At 70.9% G+C, this 19,998-nt stretch carries 17 protein-coding genes; 12 read left to right on the forward strand and 5 right to left on the reverse strand.

Translation table 11 applies throughout. The annotated features are described in order from the left end of the window. Positions 1 to 4: 4 nt before the first annotated feature. A complete protein-coding gene (locus ABGA98_RS43435) occupies positions 5 to 1,531 on the reverse strand; it encodes an MFS transporter (protein WP_347624329.1) in 1,527 nt (508 codons plus the stop codon). A gap of 125 nt (positions 1,532 to 1,656) precedes the next feature. On the opposite strand from ABGA98_RS43435, the gene ABGA98_RS43440 reads away from it, so the two are divergent. Both ABGA98_RS43440 and ABGA98_RS43445 read left to right on the forward strand, forming a co-directional pair. Continuing rightward, a complete protein-coding gene (locus tag ABGA98_RS43440) occupies positions 1,657 to 2,457 on the forward strand; it encodes a DUF3027 domain-containing protein (protein ID WP_347624330.1) in 801 nt (266 codons plus the stop codon). A gap of 220 nt (positions 2,458 to 2,677) precedes the next feature. Then, complete coding sequence (locus ABGA98_RS43445) at positions 2,678 to 5,710, forward strand: hypothetical protein (protein WP_347624331.1); 3,033 nt, start codon at positions 2,678 to 2,680, stop codon at positions 5,708 to 5,710. A gap of 61 nt (positions 5,711 to 5,771) precedes the next feature. Here the strand turns inward: ABGA98_RS43445 and ABGA98_RS43450 are convergent, their stop codons facing one another. Next, on the reverse strand, positions 5,772 to 7,235 hold the full coding sequence (locus tag ABGA98_RS43450; protein ID WP_347624332.1) for an alpha/beta hydrolase: 1,464 nt from the start codon (positions 7,233 to 7,235) through the stop codon (positions 5,772 to 5,774). Positions 7,236 to 7,351: 116 nt separating this feature from the next. Further along, the gene (locus ABGA98_RS43455; RefSeq protein ID WP_347624333.1) at positions 7,352 to 7,564 is read right to left on the reverse strand and encodes a DUF2530 domain-containing protein; all 213 of its coding nucleotides are present in this window, start codon (positions 7,562 to 7,564) and stop codon (positions 7,352 to 7,354) included. A gap of 82 nt (positions 7,565 to 7,646) precedes the next feature. Here ABGA98_RS43455 and ABGA98_RS43460 point away from each other — a divergent pair, with 82 nt between their 5' ends. The 4 genes from ABGA98_RS43460 (at position 7,647) to thpR (ending at position 11,641) form a co-directional block, all read left to right on the forward strand. Next, positions 7,647 to 9,089, forward strand: coding sequence for an NCS2 family permease (locus ABGA98_RS43460; protein WP_347624334.1), 1,443 nt, complete (start codon positions 7,647 to 7,649; stop codon positions 9,087 to 9,089). Between the two features lie 360 nt (positions 9,090 to 9,449). Further along, complete coding sequence (locus ABGA98_RS43465) at positions 9,450 to 9,797, forward strand: MarR family transcriptional regulator (RefSeq protein ID WP_347624335.1); 348 nt, start codon at positions 9,450 to 9,452, stop codon at positions 9,795 to 9,797. Positions 9,798 to 9,823: 26 nt separating this feature from the next. After that, on the forward strand, positions 9,824 to 11,047 hold the full coding sequence (locus tag ABGA98_RS43470; protein WP_347624336.1) for an MFS transporter: 1,224 nt from the start codon (positions 9,824 to 9,826) through the stop codon (positions 11,045 to 11,047). Positions 11,048 to 11,083: 36 nt separating this feature from the next. Beyond that, positions 11,084 to 11,641 (forward strand): RNA 2',3'-cyclic phosphodiesterase, encoded by a 558-nt coding sequence (gene thpR, locus ABGA98_RS43475; RefSeq protein WP_347624337.1) that lies wholly within the window; start codon positions 11,084 to 11,086, stop codon positions 11,639 to 11,641. 97 nt (positions 11,642 to 11,738) lie between these two features. Here thpR and ABGA98_RS43480 read toward each other — a convergent pair whose 3' ends face one another. Further along, the gene (locus tag ABGA98_RS43480; protein ID WP_347624338.1) at positions 11,739 to 12,707 is read right to left on the reverse strand and encodes an aldo/keto reductase; all 969 of its coding nucleotides are present in this window, start codon (positions 12,705 to 12,707) and stop codon (positions 11,739 to 11,741) included. A 97-nt stretch (positions 12,708 to 12,804) separates the two neighbouring features. On the opposite strand from ABGA98_RS43480, the gene ABGA98_RS43485 reads away from it, so the two are divergent. Together ABGA98_RS43485 and ABGA98_RS43490 are read left to right on the forward strand one after the other, a co-directional pair. Next, positions 12,805 to 14,061, forward strand: a complete 1,257-nt coding sequence (locus ABGA98_RS43485; protein ID WP_347624339.1) for an MATE family efflux transporter — start codon at positions 12,805 to 12,807, stop codon at positions 14,059 to 14,061. A gap of 435 nt (positions 14,062 to 14,496) precedes the next feature. After that, positions 14,497 to 15,495, forward strand: coding sequence for a hypothetical protein (locus tag ABGA98_RS43490; RefSeq protein WP_347624340.1), 999 nt, complete (start codon positions 14,497 to 14,499; stop codon positions 15,493 to 15,495). A 7-nt stretch (positions 15,496 to 15,502) separates the two neighbouring features. Here ABGA98_RS43490 and ABGA98_RS43495 read toward each other — a convergent pair whose 3' ends face one another. Next, a complete protein-coding gene (locus ABGA98_RS43495; RefSeq protein WP_347624341.1) occupies positions 15,503 to 15,880 on the reverse strand; it encodes a hypothetical protein in 378 nt (125 codons plus the stop codon). 34 nt (positions 15,881 to 15,914) lie between these two features. On the opposite strand from ABGA98_RS43495, the gene lhgO reads away from it, so the two are divergent. From lhgO to ABGA98_RS43515, 4 genes are all read left to right on the forward strand, one after another. Then, a complete protein-coding gene (gene lhgO / locus ABGA98_RS43500; protein ID WP_347624342.1) occupies positions 15,915 to 17,153 on the forward strand; it encodes an L-2-hydroxyglutarate oxidase in 1,239 nt (412 codons plus the stop codon). Positions 17,154 to 17,170: 17 nt separating this feature from the next. Beyond that, positions 17,171 to 17,863 (forward strand): response regulator transcription factor, encoded by a 693-nt coding sequence (locus ABGA98_RS43505; protein ID WP_246090993.1) that lies wholly within the window; start codon positions 17,171 to 17,173, stop codon positions 17,861 to 17,863. Continuing rightward, a complete protein-coding gene (locus ABGA98_RS43510) occupies positions 17,863 to 19,272 on the forward strand; it encodes a HAMP domain-containing sensor histidine kinase (RefSeq protein ID WP_347624343.1) in 1,410 nt (469 codons plus the stop codon). Before ABGA98_RS43505 ends, ABGA98_RS43510 begins: the two co-directional genes overlap by 1 nt. 65 nt (positions 19,273 to 19,337) lie before the next feature. Beyond that, complete coding sequence (locus ABGA98_RS43515) at positions 19,338 to 19,994, forward strand: response regulator transcription factor (RefSeq protein WP_347624362.1); 657 nt, start codon at positions 19,338 to 19,340, stop codon at positions 19,992 to 19,994. Positions 19,995 to 19,998 lie beyond the last annotated feature (4 nt).

Raw genomic sequence — 19,998 nt, forward strand, 5'->3', positions numbered from 1 at the left:
GCGTTCAGCCGTTGGGATTGGTCAGCGGCTTGGTCGGGTCGAGGGTGTCCTGGCGCTGCTGAGGCTGGTCGGCGGCGGCCTCGGCGCGCCGCCGGTGCAGCTTGGCGTCGGCGGCACGCGTGTGCCTGATCCTGGAGACCAGCAGCCACGCGAGCGCGGCGGTCAGCGCGACCGCCAGCGTGACCAGCCCGGCCGTGCTGCTCTCCGACAGCGAGAGCACCAGCCCGGCCAGGCCGCCGAACACCCAGGCGAGCTGGAGCACGGCCTCGACCACGCCGAACGTCGACGAGCGCACCTCCTCGCCGATCTCCCGCTGCACGATCGCGTCGAGCGCCAGCTTGCCCAGCTCCTGCGCGAAGGCCGTGATCAGCGAGATCGCCAGCGCGGCCCACAGGCCGAAGAAGATCGCGGTCAGGACGGTGGTCACGCTGGTCACGGCCAGCGTGGCCAGCACGATGAGCTGCGGCGCGTGGTTGCGGGTCCAGTTGGCGACGGCGGCGCCCGCCAGGCCGCCCAGCCCGGCCGCGGCCGCGAGCAGCGCGATCGTCCTGGGGATGTCGAAGAACGGGTCGGCCGCCGCCTGCGACGGCGTCGCCGCCAGCCACGGCACCGCGCGGTCCTGCACCAGGAACAGCAGGAAGAACAGCAGGAACCCGGAGAAGACCCGGACGGCCACGTTGGCCCAGACGGCCTCGGCGACCGTGGGGCCCACCTTGAGCAGCGTGCGCCAGCGTGGCGCGGCGCCCTCCTCCTCCAGGTCGGGCGAGTCGATGTGCCGCGGCAGGCGTACGGCGGCGACCCCGAGCAGCAGGAAGCCCACCATCGCGATGCGCAGCACCGCCGCGCTCCCAAGCCACGCGGTCAGCCCGGCCCCGACCGGCACCGCCACACCCGCGGCGACCAGCGTGAACAGCGCCACCCTCGCGTTCGCCGACACCAGCGTGATGTCGGCGGGCAGCACGCTCGGCATGATCGCCGCCCTGGACACGTTGTGCGCCTTCGACAACACCAGCACGCCCAGCGCCCCGATGAACAACGTCGGCAGGTCGCCGGGCCCCACCGCGGCGGCCATCGCGAAGCACAGCAGGCCCCGCCCGAACAGCGTGCCCGCTATCACGTAGCGCCGCCCCGACCTGAACCTGTCGAGGATCGGCCCAACGAACGGCGCCAGCAGCGCGAACGGCAACATCGTGATGACGAGGTAGAGAGCGACGGAGCCGCGCGCCTCACCCACGGGCACCCCGAAGAACACCGTGCTCGCCAGCGCCACCGTGACCAGCGCGTCGCTCGCGCTGTTGCCCGCCGACAACTCGATCAGGCGGCCGAGACCGGTGCGGTCGGCGCCGTCGGCGTGGGTGAGGCGGCGCGTGGCCCGGCCGACCTTCTGCGCGCCCTTCGCGGTGACCTTGCCCGCCCGCGCCGTGCCGCTGACCGTGGCCCTGCTCGCGCGCAGAGTGGCACGACCCGCGTCGGCGACGCCGTGCGCCATCCGCCGCGAGACCTCGCGCGCCCGCTCCCAGCCTCCCTGCACGCCTACCAGTCTTACCCGATTCGCCCGCGATCTCGGAGCGGGATCCCCCGTTGTGGGACTCTTAGGTCCCGCCATGGGTGAGAATGAAGTGTGAGCGAACAGCACCTTTCGGCGGAGGCGGTCCGATGAGCCGCACCAGGGCCCGCGTCTCCGCTCCCGACCAGGCCTGTGTCGCCGCGGTCGATCTGGCGCGTGCCGCGGCCGAGGAGCTGGCGCGTCCGGGCGAGCCAGGCGAGCACCTCGGCTACGAAGGCGAGGGCGACCGGATCGTCACCCACTATTTCGCCTGCCTCGACCGCGCCTATCGCGGCTGGCGCTGGGCCGTCACCGTCACGCGTGCCTCCCGCGCGAAGAAGGTCACGGTCAGCGAGGCAGTCCTGCTGCCCGGCTCGGGGGCGCTGCTGGCGCCCGAGTGGCTGCCGTGGAGCGAGCGGCTGCGGCCGGGCGACCTCGGCGTGGGTGATCTGCTGCCGACCGCGGAAGACGACGACAGGCTGGTGCCGGGTTTCACCGAGACCGACGAAGACACCGACCGCCAGATGGTTTTCGAATACGGCCTGGGCCGAGCCCGTGTGCTCTCGGCCATCGGCAGAGACCGGGCTGCCAGACGCTGGCACGCGGGCGAGCACGGGCCGCACACTCCGATCGCACACGCCGCTCCCGCGCAGTGCTCCACCTGCGGCTTCTACTGGTTGCTCGCGGGTGAGCTCCGGCTGTCGTTCGGCGTCTGCGCCAACGAATACGCGCCGGACGACGGCAAGGTGGTGGCCGCCGACCACGGTTGCGGCGCCCACTCGGAGGCCGCCGTGCTGCCGGCCCCCGTGGAGCAGGCCATCCCCATCCTCGACGATCTGGGCTACGACCTGATGGAGGAGGAGACGGGCTCGGTCGACGCGTCCGCCTCCGAGGAGCTCGGCCACTCGTGACCCGCCCGCGCGACATGAGTGGCTCGGCCGCTCCTGACCCGCCCGCGCGACATGAGTGGCTCGGCCACTCCTGACCCGCCTGCGCGGCTGAGGGGGTCGGCTGCTCCTCAGGGCGCATGCGCGGCGCCGTGAGGGTAGGTGGGGCGCGGATGCGCCTCACCTGTCGGTGAAGGCCGCTACCCTACGGTGGCCCCCTACCCTCACACCAGGATCGTGATAGATGAGCGACACCTACGGCACCGACCGGATGCGAGCGGCCGTGCTCTCCGCCTGGACGGCCTCGCCTGCCCGGTTCCGCGAAGACGCCAACGCGGAGGAGGACTTCGCGCTCGGCGGCTACCGCGACCGGCTGATCGTCGAGCTGGCGCAGAACGCCGCCGACGCGGCGTTGCAGGCGGGCGTGCCAGGGGTGCTGCGGCTGACCCTTCAGGGCAGCGTGCTGACGGCCGCCAACACCGGCGCGCCCCTTGACGCCACGGGCGTCGAGGGCCTGTCGACGCTGCGCGTCTCCGGCAAGCGCGACGACGCCGGCGCGGCGGGGCGCTTCGGCGTCGGGTTCGCGGCGGTGGTCTCGGTCTGCGACGAGCCGGCCATCGGCTCGCGCGGGCACGGCTCCGTGCGCTGGTCGCGCGCCGACACCTCCGCCGCGGTGGCGGAGATCCCCGACCTCGCCTCCGAGCTGGCCGACCGCTCGGGGCACGTCCCGCTGCTGCGGCTGCCGTACGACGCGCCGCCGCTCGACGTACCCGACGGTTTCGAGACGCTCGTCCGCCTTCCGCTCCGCGACCAGGCCGCCGTCGACGCGGTCCGGCGGATGCTCACCGAGACCAGCCCCGCGCTGCTGCTCGGCATGCCCGCGCTGGAGTCCATCGAGATCGACGTCGACGGGTCGGTCCGCACGGTTGTCGCCGACGGCTGGCACGTCGTGTCGGAGTCGGGCGAGTTCACGCCCGACGAGGTGAGCAGGCTCTTCGCCGACAGGCCCACCGAGGAACGTGCCCGCCCCTACTGGTCACTGCGCTGGGCGGTCCCGGTGACCGGCACCGGCGAGCCGGACTCGCCGCCCGGCACGGTGCCGGCCGTCGTGCACGCGCCCACACCCAGCGACGAGCCGCTCGACCTGCCCGCGCTGCTGATCGCGTCGTTCCCGATGGCCACCGACCGCCGCCACGTCGCCAAGGGCCCGCTCACCGACTTCCTGGTCGAGCGGGTGGCCGACGCCTACGTCCGGCTGCTCCAGGAGCTGCCGCGCACGTCCGAGTTGCTCGACCTGGTCCCGTCCCTCATGGGCAAGGGCGAGCTCGACGCCCGCATCCGCAGGGCCGTGCTGGCCCGGCTGCCCGAGACGCCGCTGCTGCCCGCGCTGTCGGCGCCCGCGCCGGCCGTCCAGACACCTTCGTTCGCCGAGGCCGAGGTCTACGAGCCCGACGCCGAGTGGCGGGTCGAGCACCCGGCGGCCGAGCCGGGCGACGACGGATGGGTGGTCGCGGGCCGCGAGGCCGCCGTCGTGGCGGGCGCCTCCGCCGAGCTGCTCGAGACGGTCGCCGGCTTCGTCCCCGGGCTGCTGCCCGCCGGATGGCCGGCCAGGCATCCGGCGATGACGTCGCTGGGCGTGCGCAGGGTCGAGCTGGCCGACGTCGTCGACCTGCTGTCGGGTGAGGCCGTGGAGGCGCGCGAGCCGGCGTGGTGGCGCTCGCTCTACGACGTGCTGCCCGTCGACGATCCCGAGTCGCTGGGCGCGCTGCCGGTGCCGCTCACCGACGGCCGGCTCGTGCGAGGGCCGCGCGGCACGCTCATCCTGACCGACGGCGGCGCCGACCTCGACCTGACGCCGCTCGGGCTGCGCATCGTGCACCCGGAGGCCGCCCATCCCGCGCTCCTGCGGCTCGGCGCCGCCGAGGCCACGCCCCGCACGATTCTCGACGACCCGCTGACCAGGGCCGCCGTCGCGCAGTCGCTCGACAGCCCCGACCCCGAGCCGGTAGCGCGGGCCGTGCTGTCCCTGGTGGAGGCGTCCGGGCTGGCGCCCGGCGAGGCGCCGTGGCTGGCCGAGCTGGCCCTGCGTGGCACCGACGGCGAGCTCTATCCGGCGGGCGAGCTCATGCTGGCCGACGGGGCGCTGGCCGGGCTGGTCGAGCCCGGCACCCACCTCGGCGTGGCAGCCTCCGAGCTGGCGGAGACCTACGGCTCGCGCGTGCTCGCGGCCGCCGGGGTGCTCGACGGGTTCGCGCTCGTGCACGAGTCCGACGTGCTGCTCGACCAGGACGAGTGCGACCACGACCTCGACGGCGAGGACGACTGGCTCGACCACGTGCTCGACCTGCTGCCCGAGCTCGACGTGCCGCCGCTGGTGCCCGAGTTCGTGGCGGTGCGCGACCTGGAGCTCGTGGCCGACTGGCCGGCCGCGGTCGAGCTGCTGACCAGGCCGCCGCTGCGCGCCGCCCTCCACCCGCTGCGTGTCGAGGGCGTGGAGGTGCCCTCCTACACCGCGTGGTGGCTGGCCCGCCATCCCGTGCTCGGCGGGCGCAAGCCGCTGGAGCTGCGGCTCCCCGGCGCCGACCCCCTGTTGCAGGGCCTCTACGCCGACGCTCCCGCGGGCCTCGACGAGGGCGCGCTGTCCATGCTCGGCGTACGCACCACGCTGCCCGCGCTGCTCGACTCCCACGGCGGTCCCGAAGAGCTGCTCGACCTCATGGCCGACGAGTCGATCGAGGTCGACCGGGCGCAACTGCGCGCCCTGTGGGTCGCCCTGGCCGCCGTCGACCCCTCCAGGGTCGCGCCGCCCTCCCGTGTGCGCACGGTGCTGAAGGGCTCCATCGTGGTGGCCCCGGCCGACGACGTCGTGGTGGTCGAAGCCCCCGACCTGCTGCAGCTCGTCACCGACCGGCCGCTGGTGCTGGCCCCCTACGACCTGGCCGAGGCGCTGTCGGAGCTGCTCGACCTGCCGCTGGCGGGAGAGCTCACCTCCGGCGAGGTCACCTCCCAGGGTGAGGTCCTGCAGGTGCCTCGCGAGGTGCGTTCCCTGCTGCCCACGGCGCCGGAGACGTACGTCCAGCACGAGAAACTGCTCGTCGACGGGGTCGAGTGCTCGTGGCGGTTCTTCGAGGGGGCGGTGCACTGCACGGGGGTCGACGGGCTGGCCAGAGGGCTGGCGTGGGCCACGGGGCAGTGGAACGACCGGCTTGCGGTGGCCGCCCTGCTGCGTGATCCCCAGGCGGTTCCTCTCCTGCTCGCCGAGGCCGACCTCTCCTGACCCCGGCCGGGCACCCCCGCGCGTCCGGTGGCGCGTGGGGGTGCGGCGATCGCGGAGGCGGTCAGGCGGCGCAGGTGGCGCCCTCGCCGGGCACCTTGCCCTCCAGCAGGTACGCGTCCACCGTCTTCATGACGCACCCGTTGCCGGTCAGGTAGGCGCCGTGGCCCTCGCCCTCGTAGGTGACCAGGACCCCGGTCTTGAGCTGCTCGGTGAGCGCGGGGGCCCACCGGTAGGGGGTGGCCGGGTCGCCCCTGGTGCCGACCACGACGATGGGCGCGGAGCCTGTCGCGTCGACGCGCTTGGCGTCGTCGTTCCCGGGCACCGGCCAGTGGGCGCATGCCTCGCCCGAGCCCTCGACCGACAGGATGGGGAAGATCTTCTTGATCTTGGCGTTGGTCTTGGCCGTCTCGTCGGCCGTGGGCCGGTCCGCGTTGTCGGCGCAGTTGATGGCCTGGAGGCTCGTCATCATCGTCGAGTACGTCCCGTCGGCCCTGCGGCCGGTGTAGGAGTCGGCCAGGGCGAGCAGCGCTGTGCCGTTCCCCTTGATCGCCGCGGCGGCGGCCTGTTCCAGCATCGGCCAGCTCGCCTTGGCGTACAGCGGGGTGATGACGGCGAGCTGGGCCATGCTGTAGGTCAGCTCGCGGTCACCGACCTTGAGCGGTTCGGCCTTGAGCTCGTCGAGCAGGCTTTCGACGCTCTTCTCGACGGTCGCGGGGTCGGTGCCGAGCTCGCAGCTCTGTGCCACGCAGTCCTTGGCGAAGGCGTCGAAGGCCTGGTCGAAGCCGGTGGCCTGGATGACGGCGCGCTCATCGAAGGTCACCGTCGGGTCGAAGGCGCCGTCGAGGACGAAACGGCCGACGTTCTTGGGGAAGTGGGTGGCGTAGACGGCGCCGAGGTGGGTGCCGTAGGAGAAGCCGAAATAGTTGAGCTGCTCGTCGCCGACCGCTGCTCTGATGAGATCGAGGTCCTTGGCGGCGTTCACGGTGCCGACGTGCGGCAGGATCTTGCCGGAGTCCTTCTGACAGGCCTGCGCGAACTCCTTGGCCATCCGGTCCGCGTTGGCCTCCGCCTCGGCGGACAGAAGCTTGTCGACCTGCCCCCCGCACTTGACACCGGCGCTGCGCTCGACGCCGCGCGGGTCGAAGCTGACCAGGTCGTAGCGCTGGTTCAGGCCGGCGAAGGCCCGGCCGGCCACCGCCAGCGTGTCCAGTCCTGATGCGCCGGGGCCGCCGAAGTTGAACACGAGCGAGCCGAGCCGGTCGCCGGTGGCCTTCATCCGGATCAGGGCGAGGTCGATCTTCTCGCCGCCGGGGTCGGCGTGGTCGAGAGGGGCCTCGATCGTGCCGCACTCGGTGCCGGCGGGCGGGGGGACCGGCTTGCCGTCAGGGCCCAGCAGATCCGTGCACTGGGCCCAGGCCACGCTTCCCGTGTCCTTGTCCTTGGCGGCCGGGGCGGGCTCGCCGGTGGTGCCGCAGGCCGTGAGAACCGTCGCGCCCAGGAGGAATGTCGCTATGGGCTTCTTCATGCCTATAAGCATGGTTCACCGGAGATGTGCTGACGTAGTGGGTGGAAACACCACTTGGGGGTGACTTCGAGGAGCGGTGGGAGATGACGAATGTCAGCCAGAACGGACTACGTCGGTCACTCCCGGCCGGGCCTGCGGACGAACCAGATGCCGAACAGGCCGAAGGCGATCCCGGTCACGCAGGTCCAGATCCACCATGTGTTCTCCGGGGCGGGATTGGAGATCAGCAGGACGATCAGGGCGACGGCCCACACGGCGGTGCCGACGGCCACGGCGGCGGTGTCGTTGGTCTTGATCGGCTCAGGGTCGGGGTGCCACTGCTGCTTCACGTGTCCACCCTAGCTTGCAATCGGGTCTCGAAATCATTACTGGCTCTTTCCGCAGCTCACCCCGCCTGCCACTGTTCGCGTCGTGAGCGACACACGTAGCAAAATAGATCATTTCTTCGCAATCTCCGCACGCGGTTCCACCGTCTCCCGCGAGGTACGGGGTGGCCTGGCCACGTTCTTCACCATGGCCTACATCGTGGTGCTGAACCCGATCATCATTGCCACGGGCACGGACGTGGACAAGCAGGTCATCGGTGATGGCACGACGCCGAACGTGGCGCTGGTCGCGGCCGGGACCGCCTTCGTGGCGGGAGTGCTGACGATCCTCATGGGAGTCATCGGCCGGGTGCCCTTCGCGATGGCGGCCGGGCTCGGCCTGAACGCCTTCGTCACGTTCAACCTGGCCAGCGTGATGACGTGGGAGGAGGCCATGGGCCTGGTCTTCCTCGAAGGCGTCATCATCGCCATCCTGGTGCTGACCGGGCTCAGGGTGGCGGTGTTCCATGCCATTCCCGCCCAGCTCAAGACCGCCATCAGCGTCGGCATCGGCCTGTTCATCGCGCTGATCGGCTTCGTGGACGCGGGATTCGTACGGCGGGTGCCGGCGGGGCCGCCGCTGGAGATGGGCATCGGGGGCAACCTCACCTCGTGGCCGATCTTCGTGTTCGTGGTCGGGCTGCTGGCCACGGCGGCGATGGTGGCGCGGAAGGTCAAGGGCGCCATCCTCCTCGGCATCGTGGGCACGACCGTGCTGGCGATCATCGTGGAGTTGCTCACCAAGTCGGGCGCGTTCTCGGCCGAGAACCCCGGCGGCTGGCAGCTGAACGTGCCCACGATGCCCGAGCAGATCCTCGGCTTCCACAACCCGCTGGTGTTGTTCACGGAGTTCGACCCCTTCGGGGCGTTCAGCCGGATCTCGGTGCTGCTGGCCGTGCTGTTCGTCTTCACCCTGCTCATCACCGACTTCTTCGACACCATGGGCACGATGGTGGGCGTCGGCCGCCAGGCGAACCTGATCCAGGAGGACGGGACGCTCCCGCGTACGAAGCAGATCCTGCTCGTCGACTCGATCGGCGCGGCGGCCGGCGGTGCGGGCTCCGTCTCCTCCAACACCACCTACATCGAGTCGGCCGCCGGCGTCGGCGAGGGCGCGCGCACGGGGCTGGCGAGCGTGGTCACCGGCCTGCTGTTCCTGGTGGCGATCTTCTTCGCGCCGCTCGTCACGGTCGTGCCGTACGAGGCCGCGGCCCCCGCGCTGGTCGTCGTCGGCTTCCTGATGATGACCTCGATCCGCGACATCGACTGGAACGACTACGAGATCGCGATCCCGGCGTTCCTCACCGTCGTGGTCATGCCCTTCACCTACTCGGTCTCGAACGGCATCGGCGCCGGCTTCGTCAGCTACGTGCTGATCAAGGCGGTGCGGGGCAAGGCGAGGGAGATCCATCCGCTGTTGTGGGCGGTCACGATCCTCTTCGTGCTCTACTTCGCGATCGGACCGATCCGCGCGCTCTTCGGCGTCTGAGCAGGTGGAAGCCGTCTCGCGCGTGCGGGGCGGCTTCCTGGTATCCAGGAGGGCAAAAACAGGTTAGGGAAATATCCTGTCTTCGCCTATAGTTAGCAAAGGTAATGACTCATGCTAACCAAACCCCAGCACAAGACGGACCTGCGCAGCGACGCAGGCCTGGCTTCGGCCTTGCGCGTTTCTCTGGCAAGGCTGACCAGGCGCCTACGACGACAGGCAGCGGCGCACTCGCTGACGCCCACCCAGTTCGCGACGCTCGCCGCCATCGAGCGCAGGAGCTCGCCAGGAGTGAGCGAGGGACGAGCCAACGAGAGGCGAAGCGGGCGCGACCATCAGAGCGAGCGCAGGAGCTCGCCAGGAGTGAGCGAGGAACGAGCCAACGAGAGGCGAAGCGGCCTCGACAGCCAGACGGAACAGCATTTCGGGATAACCCCCGGCGAATTGGCCGAGCTCGAGAAGGTGCAGCCGCCCTCGATGACGCGCGTGATCGCCAAGCTCGAGGAACGCGGCCTGGTCGCGCGCCATCCGCACCCGACCGACCGGCGCCAGGTGACTGTGACCGTGACCGAGGCCGCCGAGAAGCTGCTGAAGGAGGAGCGGCGCCGCAAGGAGGCGTGGCTGACGCAGCGGCTGAAAGAGCTGTCCCCCGAGGAGAGGGCGATTCTCCGGCAGGCGGCGCCCATCCTGGAGAAGCTCAGCCGGATCTAGAGGAGCCTGAAGAACCCAGGACCGGAATGTTCCGGTCGCTCAGGGTTCGCAACTATCGCATGTTCGCGGCCGGGGGCGCCGTCTCCAACGTCGGCACCTGGCTGCAGCGCACCGCCCAGGACTGGCTGGTGCTCGACCTGACCAACGGCAGCGCGGCGGCGCTCGGCACGGCCACCGCGCTGCAGTTCCTGCCCATGCTGCTGTTCGGCATGTTCGGCGGCGTGCTGGCCGACCGCTACCCCAAGCGGCCCATCCTCGTCGGCGCCCAGATGCTGATGGCCTCGCTCGCGCTGACCATAGGCGTGCTGACGATGACCGGCACGGCCCACGTGTGGCACGTGTACGCGATGGCGTTCCTGCTCGGCATGATCTCCTGCGTTGAGGTGCCGACGCGGCAGGCGTTCGTGGTCGAGATGGTCGGCCGTGACGACCTGTCCAACGCGATCGCCCTGAACAGCTCCATCTTCAACCTGGCCCGCGTGGTCGGCCCGGCGCTCGCCGGTCTGCTGATCTACGTGCTGGGCGGGACGGGCCCGATCTTCCTGATCAACGCGCTGACGTTCGGCGCCGTGATCTCCAGCCTGGTCTTCATGCGCAGCTCGGAGCTGAACGTCACCGAGCGCGTGCCCAGGGCCAAGGGCCAGCTCCGCGAGGGGCTGCGCTACGTGGTGCGGCACGAAGAACTGCTCATGCCGGTGCTGCTCATCGGGTTCGTGTCGATGTTCTCGCAGTCGTTCTCGATGTCGATCGCGCTCATGGCCCGCGAGGTGTTCGAGGCCGGCGCGTCCTCGTTCGGCCTGGCCTCCAGCATGTTCGCGGTGGGCGCGCTCGGCGGGGCGCTGCTGGCGGCGCGCAGGGCGCGGTTGTCGCGCAAGGTACTCTTCGCCGGGGCGATCGGCTTCGGCCTGTTCCAGATCGCGACGGCGCTGGCCCCGTTCTACCCCGTCTACCTGTTGCTGCTGGTCCCCACCGGCATCGCGCTGATCACCATCAACACGGCCGCGAACGCCAGCGTCCAGCTCGCCACCTCCCCCGACATGCGAGGGCGGGTCATGGGCATCTACATGCTGGTCTTCACCGGCGGGGCGCCGCTCGGGGCGCCGCTCATCGGCTGGCTGTCCGAGCTGGGCGGGCCGCGGGTGGGCGTCATGTTGTCGGGCGTGCTCGTCCTGGCGGGCACGGGGCTGGCGGTCCTCGTGACGCGGCTGATCAGCTCGCGGGTACGCAGACCGGCGCTCGCCACGGCCTGAGCGACCCGTCCCCGCCACGGGGCACAATCGGATGGCATGAGGCTCTTCGCGGCCCTGGTGCCGCCCGACGAGGCGCTGGACGAGGTGTCCCGCGCGATAGCGCCGCACGTCGGGCAGGTGCCGGGCCTGCGCTGGCCCGACCGGGCCACCTGGCACATCACGCTGGCCTTCTTCGGTGAGGTGCCCGAGCGGGCGCTGCCCGAGCTGGAGCTGCGCCTGGCCCGTGCCGTGCGCCGCTACAGCGTGCTCGACCTGGCCTTCGCCGGTTTCGGCGCGTTCTCGTCCGCCCGGCGGGCCAGGGTCCTGTGGGTGGGCGTCACGGGCGACTCCATGACCCGGCTCGCCGACTCCGTCAAGGCCGGCGCCCGCCGGGCGGGGGCCGCGCAGACGGACGGCAAACGGTTCCACCCCCACCTCACGCTGGCCAGGGCCAAGGCGGAGACGGACCTCCGCCCGCTGATCGAGTCGCTGTCGGGATTCAGCGGCTCGCCGTGGCGGGCGGAGCACGTCCGTCTCGTCCGCAGCCACACCGGACCGCAGGTGAGGTACGAGTCACTCGCCGAATGGGCGCTCGCACCCTCCGAGCGGGGCTAGGCTCCAGGGCGTGGATCGTCCTCGTTCCTGGTTGTTGCCCCTCGTGCTCGGCCTGCTGCTGCTGATCGTCGTGATCGGCGCCCTGCTGACCTGAGCGCTACCAGGCGTAGTCCTCCGGCGCGGTGCGGTGGCCGGGGAAGATCTCGTCAAGCCGGGCCAGCGCGGCCTCGTCCAGCTCGATCTCCAGGGTGCGCATGCTGCCGTCGAGCTGCTCCAGCGTGCGCGGGCCGATGATCGGCGCGGTGACCGCCCGCTGCCTGAGCAGCCAGGCGAGGGCGACGTACGCCGGGTCCTCGTTCAGCTCGTCACAGAACTTCTCGTACTGCTCGATCTTGTCGCGGTGCTTCTCGAGCTGCTTGACCGTGTTGTCGGAGGCCGACCGGCCCTTGTCGATCTTGCGGAGCACGCCGCCGAGCAGGCCGCCGGCCAGCGGGCTCCACGGGATCACGCCGAGGCCGTAGTCCTCGCAGGCGGGCAGCACCTCCAGCTCGACCGCGCGGGTGAGCAGGTTGTAGTGCGACTGCTCGCTGACCAGCCCGGTGAAGGTGCGCCTGGCGGCGCTCTCCTGGGCCTTGGCGATGTGCCAGCCGGCGAAGTTGGAGGAGCCCACGTACACGATCTTGCCCTGCTGGCGCAGGACTTCCATGGCCTCCCAGAACTCGTCGAACGGGGTGTTCCTGTCGATGTGGTGGGCCTGGTAGATGTCGATGTAGTCGGTCTGCAGCCGCTTCAGCGAGGCGTCGCAGGCCTTGCGGATGTTGAGCGCCGACAATTTCTGGTCGTTGGGCCAGTCGCTCATCCCGCCGTACAGCTTGGTCGCGATGACCGTCTTCTCCCGGCGCCCGCCGCCCTGAGCGAACCACCGGCCGATGATGTTCTCGGTGATGCCCTCGCCGAGTTTCCAGCCGTACACGTTGGCGGTGTCGAAGAAATTGATCCCCAGCTCATGAGCCCGGTCCATGATCGCGAAGGAGTCTTCCTCCGTGGTCAGCGGGCCGAAGTTCATGGTGCCGAGGCAGAGCGGGCTCACCTGGAGTCCGCTGCGTCCGAGATTGACGTAATCCATGTTTTCAACCCTAAGTACCTGGAGTGTGCTCCAGGCCATAGGATCCAGTCGTGATCTACAGAGAAATGGGGCACTTCCTGCCGCGCCGTCTCTCCCTGTGATCGCCCTGCTCCGGGCGGCCGTTCCGCTCTTCCTGGCCATGGTCACGGGCATGATCGGCTCGCTGGTGGTCACCTCGGTGCTCGGCAAGCACGACACCGTCGCCCTCGCCGCCTTCGCGGTCATGACCGCCGTGCTCAACCCGGCCTCCGCCACCGTGCAGGGCGCGCTGCGCGGGCTGGGACCGTTCGTCGCCCAGCACAGGGACGAGCCCGCGGCGGCCGTGCCGATCGTGCGGGACGCGCGCTGGCTCAGCATGGCCGCCGGTGCGGTGGGTGCGCTCGCGGTGGTCTGCGTGCCGCTGCTCGCGCGCGCCACGGGGGTGCCCGGCGAGGTGGTGCGCGAGCTGGGCCTGCTGCCGTACTTCGTCGCGGTCTACCTTCTGATCTTCGCCTCCACCGGCGGCGCGAGCACCATCCTGGTGGCGCTCGGGCGCAACCGCAGCGTGCTCTGGCCGACCCTGACCTTCGGGCTGCTGCTGAGCGTCCTCACCGTGGCGCTGGTGCCGTCGCTCGGGCTGACCGGGGTGGGCATCGCGTGGGTGGCCGGGGGCGGCGCGGCCGCGGTCGTGGCGAGCCTCCTGCTGCGCCGCGCGCTCGGCGGTCCCATCGGGCAGGCCAGGCCGAGGTTCGGTGAGATCGTCAGGCTGGCGAGGGTCAGCGTCCCGCTGGCGGGCACCGTACTGATCAAGTTCGGGGTGCTCGGGGTGGTCACCCTCGCGGCGGGGGGCACGGGCGCGCGTGACACCGCCGCCCACGCCGTGCTGACCACGCTCACCGCGCTCTTGATGATGGCCTCGCTCTCCATCGGCCAGGTCTCGGTGCCGGAGATCGCCCGCGCCGCCGACCCGGCAGGGGCGCGGCGGGCCAACAGGACGGCGGCCCTGCTCGCCCTCGCGGCCTCGCTCGCCGGCGCGGGTCTGCTGCTGGGGTTCGGCCCGTCGCTGGTCATGCTGTTCAGCGACGATCCCGGGGTGCGTGAACGTGTGCTCGCGCTGCTCCCGCTCATGGTGCTGGCGTCGATGGCCGACGCGGCCCAGGCCGTGCAGGGCACGGGGCTCACCGCGCTCAAGCGTTCGGGGGCCAGCCTGGGCTACTTCGCCATCGGGTACGGGCTGCTGGTCCTGGCCGCCGTGCCCGTGGCCAGGATCTGGGGCATCACCGGGCTGTGGGCGGCCATGGCGGTGGCCAACGTGCTGCTGGTGGTGCTCCAGGGCACCGGCTTCCACCGCCACAGCGCAAGGCTGACCGGTTGAGCCTCATCCGCCCGTTCGCCAACGAGCCTGAGGTGACGTCAACGATGGCCCCTTGCCGAGATGGCGGTTAAACCGCGCAGATACGCGGCCAGCAATCGGGCCAAATGTCCGCGGCGGCGCTGGGGCTCTTGAGCCAGGTGTCCGCCGCAGCCGGGGTCGCGGCCATAAATGCCATCGCTCCGGCGGACATGACCGCCGCCACGAGGATCGAGGTCAGGCGAGTCTTCGCTGTCTTCACGTGATCCAGTCCTTTCTTGAGAGTGCGTGCGCCGGAGATGTCCCAAACGCACGGGATTGCCTTGGTTGCCGACAGACTAGGTCGCGGCCGGGACGATGTCCTTAGCGGTGGACGGCGAGGTTGTTGGCGCTGCCTGCACTCGGGCGTGGGGCCTGTCGTAAGGACCGGGTGGCCGGTGGGTGGGGCATGATGGCGGCGTGGGGGATGTCGTGATCAGGGTGCTCGCGGTCGTCACGGCGATCTGCTGTCTGTCCGCCGTTCCCGCCTACGCGGCGGACGACGGCACGGAGAAGCTCTTCACCTTCCGCGATGCCGCGATCACGGAGTCCAGCGGCCTGGCCGTGTCGCCGAGGCACGACGGCGTCTACTACACGCACAACGACAGCGCCGCCGCCCCCACCTTCTACGCCGTCGACGGGAAGGGCCGTACGAAAGCGACCTTCCAGGTGCAGGGCGCCCAGGCGCGAGACTGGGAGGCGATGGCGGCGACCAAGGACCCGGAGACGGGCAGGGGGGTGCTGTGGTTCGCCGACATCGGCGACAACCTGGACGGCGCCTGGCCCGACATTTCCGTCTATCGCGTGATGGAGCCGCAGACGCTGCGCAGCGCCATCCTGCCCGCCACCCGCTACCGCTTCCGCTACGCCGACGGAGCCCGCAACGCCGAAGGGCTCATGATCAACCCCAGGACCGGCCGGCTCTACGTGGTGTCCAAGGAGTTCGCCGGCTCGGTCTACGCGGCGCCGAAGAAGCTCCGCACCGGCCGGACGAACATCCTGCGCAAGGTCGCCGGCGCCCCCCTCATGGCCACGGACGCCGCCTACGCCCCCGACGGCTCGTCGTACGTCATCCGCACCTACTTCTCCGCGACCCTCTACCGGCCCTCGGGCGAGACGATCGCCAGGGTGACGATGCCGGAGCTCGAACAGGCCGAGTCGATCACCTACACCGCCGACGGCACGGCGCTGCTGGTCGGCTCGGAAGGGCCGCGCAGCCCGGTCTACCGTGTCCCGCTGCCCGAGCGGGCCACCCCCACTCCGACCCCGACCCCGGAAGAGACCCCGGAAGAGAGCCCTGACGAGGTGGCCGCCGACGCCGGCGCGTCCGGGTTGACGATCAAAGACGTGCTCATCTGGCTGGCCGCGGCCGCCACCGCCGTGGGCGTGATCACGTTTCTCGCCCGCCGCACCCGCTGAGCGCCGGTCATCGGCCGCGTCCACGCATCGTGGCGGTGAACAGGTCGCCGCGCAGCGCCCGCTCCACCACCTCGACGGAGTGCGACAGGCGGACCAGCCGGGGGCCCTCCTCGCGGTAGACGTCGAGCACCGCCTCGATGGTGTGCGGCGGCAGGTGTCCTTTGAGGTCGACGGCCGCCGCCCGGTAGCCCGCGCGGGCGGCCTCGACGGCCGAGGCGACGTGGTGCCTGGCGATGCTGGCGAGCGCGATCGGGTGCCGCCTGAGCACCTCGTGGGCGCGGTAGTCGGGAGGCACCGCGTCGAGCAGCCAGGCCACCGCGGAGGTCTCCCAGTCGGGCACGCTCGGCGGCCGGACCTCGGGTGGCCACTCCGGCGGAACGTACATGGCGACATCGTACTCATGTTCGATTCGTCCGGATATGGCGGGGGAGGGTGGTAAGTCGGAAAATTGTCGTGTGACGGAGAAGATCGGGATCGTGGGCGCGGGCATCGTGGGCCTGGCGGTGGCGCGGGAGCTGGCCAGGACCAGGGGCGCCGAGGTGACCGTGCTGGACAAGGAGGGCCGCGTCGGCGCCCACCAGACCGGGCACAACAGCGGCGTCGTCCACGCGGGCATCTACTACCCGCCGGGCTCGCTGAAGGCGAAACTGTGCCGCGAGGGCGTGGCGCTGCTCAAGGACTACTGTGCCGCGCACGCGCTGCCGTACGCCGAGGTCGGGAAGCTGGTCGTGGCGAGTACCGCGGCCGAGCGGCCGCGGCTGGGCGCGCTGGCCGAGCGGGCCAGGGCCAACGGGGTGCCGGGCATCTCCGAGCTGGACGGGCTGGCGCTGCGCGAGATCGAGCCGCACGCGGTCGGCGTCGGCGCGATCCACTCGCCGCACACCGCGATCTGCGACTTCCCGGCGGTCGCGCGCCGGCTCGCGCAGGACGTCGCGGAGCTGGGCGGGTCCGTACGCCTCGCGCACCCGGTCAGGGCGATCAGGGAACGCCCGGGAGCCGTGGAGGTGCTGGCCGGCCGGCGCAAGCTCGTCTTCGACCGCCTGGTGGTGTGCGGCGGGCTGAACACCGACGCGGTGGCCAAGATGGCGGGCTCGCCGGGAGACGTCAGGATCGTCCCGTTCAGGGGTGACTTCTACGCGCTCCAGGGCGCGGCGAAGGACCTCGTCCGGGGGCTGATCTACCCGGTGCCCGATCCGCGCTATCCGTTCCTGGGGGTTCATCTGACACGGCAGACCGACGGCCGGGTGCTGGCGGGGCCGAACGCGGTGCTCGCCCTGGCCTATGAGGGCTACGGTTCTGCCGTGCGATGGCGAAATTACTGCAATTTTCGGCAAATTCTTGGTTGGCCGGGGACACTACGTCTGGCCCGTGCCCATTGGCGTACCGGGCTGAAGGAACTCCACGGCTCCCTCGTCAAACGCGAGTTCCTCCGCGCCACCCGCCGCTACGTCCCCGCGCTCACCGCCTCCGACCTGGAAAGAACCGAAGGCGGCGTACGCGCCCAGGCCGTGGCGCGGGACGGCCGCATGGTCGACGACTTCGTCGTGGACGTGCACGGCCGGGTCGTGCTCGTGCGTAACGCGCCCTCGCCCGCCGCCACGTCCAGCCTGGCCATTGCCCGACACATTGCCGGAATTGTCCCGGCACCCGCCCGATGAGTGCATCCTTGTAGGTGATGGAAGCACGCCTGCTGATCGTCGAGGACGATCCGAACATCCTCGAGCTCCTCGCCGCGAGCCTGAGGTTCGCGGGTTTCGACGTGACCACGGCCAAGAGCGGCCTCGACGCCGTGGCCGCCGTGCAGCGGCACCGCCCCGACCTCATGGTGCTCGACGTCATGCTGCCCGATCTCGACGGATTCGAGATCGTCAGGCGGCTGCGCGGCGGCGGGCTGCACACGCCGGTCGTGTTCCTGACCGCCCGCGACGAGACCGAGGACAAGATCCGCGGGCTCACGATCGGCGGGGACGACTACGTGACCAAGCCGTTCAGCCTGGAGGAGGTGATCGCCAGGATCCACGCGGTGCTGCGCCGTACGAGCGGGGAGCCGCAGTCGCCGCCGCCGAGGCTGACGTTCGCCGACATCGAACTGGACGAGGAGAGCCACGAGGTGTGGCGCGGGGGCAACGCCGTGGCGCTGTCGCCGACCGAGTTCAAGCTCCTGCGATACTTCATGACGAACGCCGGCCGGGTCCTGTCCAAGCCGCAGATCCTCGACCACGTGTGGGACTACGACTTCAGGGGCGAGGTGGGCATCGTCGAGTCGTACGTGTCCGTGTTGCGCCGCAAGATCGACAACCGCAGCCCGCGGCTCATCCACACGCTGCGCGGCGTCGGCTACGTCCTCCGCCTGCCGCCGAGCCCCTGATGCGCGGCCTGCCGCTGCGCATCAAGCTGATCGCGTCGATGCTGGCCCTGCTGGGGTTCGGCATGACCTTCATCGGACTGGTGAGCGTCTCGGTGCTGCACGGCTACCTCATCGACCGGGTCGACAGCCAGCTCCACCTGCTCAGCCTGCGCATGCACAAGAAGGTCCTGAGCGACTGGAAGAGGGACAGGGATACCTCCGACCGGCCGATCGCCATCGAGTCCGACGCGATCGTACTGGTCAAGGAGCCGGGCGGCGCGTTCGAGCCGATGCTGATCGACCGTGACGTCGACCTGAAGCCGAAGCCGGTCCTGCAGTCCGCGCCGGGAGCCGAGCCCTACAACGCGCCCGCGATCAGGGGCAACGGCGAGTGGCGGGTGCTGGAGAGCATGGTCCGCCGGCGCACGCTGGTCGTCGCGGTGGACCTGGAGGAGGTCGACGCCATCACCCGGCGGCTCGTGCTCATCGAGCTGCTCGGTGGCGGTGGCATCCTGCTCATCCTGGCCGTCGTGGGCATCACGATCGTACGGCGCAGCATGCGTCCCCTCGCCCAGATCGAGCGCACGGCCGAGGCCATCGCGGCCGGCGAACTGGGTCGGCGGGTGCCGGACGGCGACCCGCGTACCGAGGTGGGCCGCCTGGCCAGGTCGCTCAACGGCATGCTGGCGCAGATCGAGACCGCGTTCGCCGCCAGGTCGGACTCCGAGGCGGCGGCCCGGCGCTCCGAGGTGCGCATGCGCGAGTTCGTCGGCGACGCCTCCCACGAACTGCGCACTCCGCTGACCTCCATCCGCGGCTTCGCCGAGTACGCCAGGCAGAACCCCGGCGCCGACCCCGCCGAGCTGATGCAGCGCGTGGAGAAGGCCGCGGGGCGGATGAGCCTGCTCGTGGACGACCTGCTGCTGCTGGCCAGGGTGGACCAGCAGCGGCCGTTGAAGATGCGCCCGGTCGACATGCTGGCGCTGGCCGCGGACGCCGTACACGATGCCGGGATCCTCGCGCCCGACCGTACGGTGAAGCTCGACGTGATCGGCGGCGCCGCCCTGATCGTCGCCGGCGACGAGGTGCGCCTGCGGCAGATCGTCAGCAACCTCGTCACCAACGCCATCATCCACACCGAGCCGGGCTCGCCGATCACCGTGCGTACCGGGGCCGGCGACGGCACGCTCTTCATCGAGGTCGCCGACAGCGGCCCCGGGCTCACCCCCGACCAGCTGGAACGGGTCTTCGAACGCTTCTACCGGGCCGACTCCGCCCGGTCGCGCCGGTCGGGGGAGGACCGGGGCAGCGGGCTCGGCCTGGCGATCGTGCAGGCGCTGGTGGAGGCGCACGGCGGCACGGTGACGGTCGAGAGCTCGCCCGAGGAGGGCTCCACCTTCCGGGTGGAACTCCCACTCGCCTTGGAGTGAGCCTTCAGCAAACCTTCAGGTGATTTTGTCACGCTGAGTAGGTGACGAAACCCGAGGCGCTGATCATGGTGGTGGACGACGAACCCAGCATCAGGGACCTCCTCTCCGCCAGCCTGCGCTTCTCCGGTTTCGAGGTGCTGACCGCCGCCGACGGCCAGGAGGCCGTGGAGGTGGCGGAACGGGCCTCGCCCGACCTGGTCGTGCTCGACGTCATGCTGCCCGACCTCGACGGGTTCGAGGTGGCCAAGCGGATCGGCGCGCCCGTGTTGTTCCTGACGGCCCGTGACGCCACCGAGGACAAGATCGCCGGACTGCGGGTCGGTGACGACTACGTGACCAAGCCGTTCAGCCTCGAAGAAGTGCAGGCCAGGATCCGGGCGGTGCTGCGACGCACCCGCGGGGAGGGCGGCCCCGCCAGCAGGCTCAAGGTGGCCGACCTGGAGCTCGACGAGGACGCGCGCGAGGTGTGGCGGAGCGGCAGGCAGGTACGGCTGTCGCCGACCGAGTTCAAGCTGCTGCACTACTTCATGGTCAACGCCGGGCGCGTGTTGTCGAAGGCGCAGATCCTCGACCACGTCTGGAACTACGACTTCGGCGGCGACGCCGGCGTGGTCGAGTCGTACGTCTCCTATCTCAGGCGCAAGGTCGACGACGTCGAGCCGCGGCTCATCCACACGCTCCGCAGCGTCGGCTACGTGCTGAGGGAGCCGCCCGCGGGCTGAGCGC

The organism is Nonomuraea sp. B1E8, assembly GCF_039871515.1.
Classification (GTDB): domain Bacteria; phylum Actinomycetota; class Actinomycetes; order Streptosporangiales; family Streptosporangiaceae; genus Nonomuraea.